Consider the following 1,073-nt stretch of genomic DNA (forward strand, 5'->3'; position numbering starts at 1 on the left):
CGCCAGTAGCTGTTCCCAGGGTTGATGTAGAGGGAATACGCCCGGGCGCCGCCGACCGTCAGCGACACGCTCGTCGCGTTCGCGGGCCGGCTGGAGGTGGAGCCGGGGACCTGCGCGGAGCCCTGGTACCACAGGTCGTTACCGCGTCCCGACTGGTCGAACACGGCGGTGATCACGCAGCTCGTACCGGAGCAGAACGCGTCCTGCGCAGCGGCGTCGGCGTAGCCGCCCGCGCTCACCAGTCCGATGTTGCGGGTGGCGTTGTCCGAGGAGCGGCGGACCTGGTAGAGGTTGCCGCCGTACGCCGAGAACAGCGCCCGGGTGGTGCTGTGCGCCGCGACGCACGGGGTGCCGCCCGCGGCGTAGATGTCGCACGGCCGGCCGCCGGGCGGCGGCGTCGAGGTGGGCGGCGGTGACGACGGTGTGGTCGAGACGTTCCACCGCTGGTTTGCCTGTCCGTTGCAGGTCCACAGGATGATCCTGGTGCCGTTGGCGGTGCCCGCGTTCGTCGCGTCCAGGCACAGCCCGGACTGCTGACCGGTGACGGTGCCGGCCGAGGTGATGTTCCACTGCTGGTTGGCCTGGCCGTTGCAGTCCCAGATGATCACCGTCGTGCCCGGGCTGGTGCCCTGGCCGTTGGCGTCCAGGCATTTGTTGCCGTACACCGTGAGCTGCTTCGCCGACGTGTACGTCCAGCTCTGCGGCGTGCCGCCGGTGCAGTCGTACAGCTGGACCTGGGTGCCGTTCGTGGTGCTGCCGTTGGGGACGTCGACGCAGCGGCCGGACTGCACGCCCACGATGGAGCCGGGCCCGGGGGCGGCCACGGCGCTTCGGGTCTGCGCGGCCACGGCGGCGCCGGCGACGGCCAGGACGAGCACCAGGGCGGAGATGGTCATACGCGGTGGTCCGGATCGGACGGACCGGGGACGGGGGATCACCATGACGGCTCCTCGGATACGCGCGAGCACCCGACCGTCCGGCACGGTGCCTCGCGAGTTGTGGATGGCCGTCGGTGTAAGCGCTAACAGTGGTGTGGCGGCGGCCCCGACATGTCGGTGGTGGTGGCCTGTGGG

Annotated in this window: 1 protein-coding gene; it reads right to left on the reverse strand. The window is 71.1% G+C overall.

Annotated features, from left to right (window positions below):
• Window positions 1–896: arabinofuranosidase catalytic domain-containing protein (locus AB0L34_RS34315; protein WP_363709834.1), on the reverse strand; the 896-nt coding region annotated here is incomplete at its 3' end.
• Window positions 897–1,073 lie beyond the last annotated feature (177 nt).

This window comes from Micromonospora sp. NPDC052213, from assembly GCF_040679695.1.
In the GTDB taxonomy this organism is placed as follows: domain Bacteria; phylum Actinomycetota; class Actinomycetes; order Mycobacteriales; family Micromonosporaceae; genus Micromonospora.